This window comes from Nocardioides sp. P5_C9_2, from assembly GCF_054049555.1.
On record NZ_JBFUMD010000517.1, the window covers coordinates 1 to 2,636 of the forward strand.

General features: G+C 74.1%; 3 protein-coding genes. All 3 read left to right on the plus strand.

Annotated elements, in window-relative coordinates:
- On the plus strand, positions 1-1,308 hold a 1,308-nt coding region (locus ACXJKL_RS19025; RefSeq protein ID WP_457208568.1), incomplete at its 5' end, for a helix-turn-helix domain-containing protein.
- Positions 1,309-1,394: 86 nt separating this feature from the next.
- Positions 1,395-2,186: a 3-hydroxybutyrate dehydrogenase gene (locus ACXJKL_RS19030; RefSeq protein WP_457208569.1), complete on the plus strand. Its 792-nt coding sequence runs from the start codon at positions 1,395-1,397 to the stop codon at positions 2,184-2,186.
- 42 nt (positions 2,187-2,228) lie between these two features.
- Positions 2,229-2,636 (plus strand): MFS transporter (locus tag ACXJKL_RS19035; protein ID WP_457208570.1); only part of this gene is annotated, 408 nt, incomplete at its 3' end.

Consider the following 2,636-nt stretch of genomic DNA (forward strand, 5'->3'; position numbering starts at 1 on the left):
ATCCTGGGCGTGCCGCTCGTGCTCGAGGGCCGGGTGATCGGCGCGCTGCTGGCGGTGCACCGCACGGTCCGCAGGTTCCCGCCGTCGGAGGTCTCGCTGCTGATGTCCTTCGCCGCGCACGCCTCGGTGGCCCTGGAGAACGCCCGCCTCTTCGCCGAGCTCGACACCGCCAACCGCAACCTCACCGAGCACACGCTGGCGGTGGAGTCGGCCGCGACAGCGCACGACCGGCTCACCGACCAGCTGCTGCACGGCGGCGGTGCCGCCGAGATCGCCCTCGTGCTCGGGGACCTGCTCCGGGGGCGGGTCGCGGTCCTCGACCCGTCGGGCGAGCGGGTGGCCGGCGATCCCGACCTCACCGCCTGGCCCGAGGCGATCGCCGAGTCGGTGGCCTCCGGGCACTGCGTGCCCACGCCGCGCGGCTACGTCGCGGCGGCGCTGGCCGCCGGCGAGCACGTGTCCACCGTCGTGCTCGAGGGACCGACGCTGCCGAGCGCGGAGCAGCGCACCCTGGAGCGCGGCGCCCTGGTGACCGCGCTGGTGGTGCTGCTGGCCCGCAGCGTTGCAGAGGCCGAGGAACGCATCGGCGGCGAGCTGCTGCGCGACCTCCTCGCCCCCACGCCCCACGACACGGTGCTGGTGCGAGAGCGCGCCCGCCGTCACGGCGCCCAGCTCGACGGACCGCTCGTCGTGGCGGTCGCCGGACCGGCCGACGGCGGACGGCAGGCCACCGCCCGGGCGGCGTCCCGGCTCGCCGACGGCATGCACGGCGTCGCGGGCGAGCACGAGGGAGCCGTGGTGCTCGTGGTGCCCGCGTCCGACGCACGTGAGGTCGGTCAGCAGCTCGCCGCGGCCGTCGCGCGGGCCGGCACGTCCGCCACGGTCGGGGTGGCGGGGCCTGCTCCGGCGCGCCAGGTGTCGGCCACCTACGCCGAGGCCCGGGGCTGCCTGGAGACCCTGGTGACCCTCGGCCGGGTCGGGGACGTCACCGATCCCGCCGGCCTCGGGGTGGCGCGTCTGCTGCTCGGCGGTAACGGTCCCGCCCAGCTGGCCGAGTTCGTCGAGCGCGAGCTCGGGCCGGTCGCGGCCTACGACGAGCAGCGCGGCACCAGCCTGGTGGCCACGCTCGACGCGTGGTTCGCCAGTGGCGGCAGCCTCAAGGACACCGCCGCCGCCCTGCACGTGCACCCCAACACGGTGACCCAGCGGCTCGACCGGGTCACCGGCCTGCTGGGGGACGCCTGGCGCGCCCCGGAGCGGGCGCTGGACCTCCAGCTCGCGCTGCGCGTCAGCCGCCTCCAGGCGTGAGGTAGCCCTCGCCCACACCATGTCGGCGATCTTGTATGCCTCACACCCATGTGCCGGCCGTCACACGGGGACCTAACGTCGGGGCCATGTCCCCCACCCCCTCTGCGCCCACGCATGTGCTCACGCCCGGGCCCACCCCCCTCGAGGGTCGTCGCGCTCTCGTGACGGGCGGCGCGAGCGGCATCGGCGCCGCCGTCGCCGGCCACCTGGCAGCGCTCGGCGCGCACGTCACCGTCCTGGACCGCGACGAGACCGCCGCCGCCCGGGTCGCCTCCACCCTCGGCGGCGACGCCATGGGCCTCGACCTCACCGACTCCGACGCGATCGACGCCGCCGCCCTCGATGCCGACATCCTGGTCAACAACGCCGGGGTCCAGCACGTGGCGCCGATCGAGGAGTTCGACCCCGAGCAGTTCCGACTCATCCAGCGCCTGATGCTCGAGGCCCCGTTCCTGCTCGCCCGCAAGCTGCTGCCCGGCATGTACGAGCGCGGCTGGGGCCGTATCGTGCACGTCTCGAGCGTCCACGGTCACCGCGCCTCGCCGTACAAGGCGGCGTACGTCAGCGCCAAGCACGGCCTCGAGGGGCTCTCCAAGGTGATCGCCCTCGAGGCGGCCGGCAAGGGCGTCACCAGCAACACGGTGTGCCCGGGCTACGTCCGCACCCCCCTCGTCGAGGGCCAGGTCGCCGACCAGGCGAAGGCCCACGGCATCGACGAGTCGGAGGTGCTCGACACCGTCCTGCTCGCCCGCACGCCCGTACGACGCCTCGTCGAGCCCGACGAGGTCGCGCGTGCCGTCTCCGGCTTCTGCCTCCCCGGGAGCGACTCCATGACCGGCTCCTCCCTGCTCATCGACGGCGGCTGGACCGCCGCCTGACCACGCACCCCGCGTGATCCCCCCGAAAGGAACACCCAGCACATGACATCCCCCGTCACCCACCCCACCGAAGCGGAGCAGGGGCCCGGCGACACCAACATCGTCAAGGTCGTCTTCGCGTCCCTGGTCGGCACCGCCGTCGAGTGGTACGACTTCTTCCTCTACGGATCGGCCGCGGCGCTGGTCTTCGGCACCCTGTTCTTCCCCGAGAGCGAGCCGGCCGCCGCGACCATGCTGGCGTTCGGCACCTACGCGCTGGGCTTCGTGGCGCGTCCCCTCGGTGGCATCGTCTTCGGCCACTTCGGTGACCGGGTCGGCCGCAAGAAGATGCTGGTCAGCTCCCTGCTGCTGATGGGGATCGCGACCTTCGCCATCGGCCTGCTCCCGACGTACGCCAGCATCGGCATCGGCGCCCCGGTCCTGCTCCTGCTCTGCCGCCTGGTGCAGGGC

What these genes read in the sequence shown, in the direction of transcription:
- ACXJKL_RS19030 (WP_457208569.1), top strand. Translation starts at nt 1,395, where the DNA reads ATGTCCCCCACCCCCTCTGCGCCCACGCATGTGCTCACGCCCGGGCCC.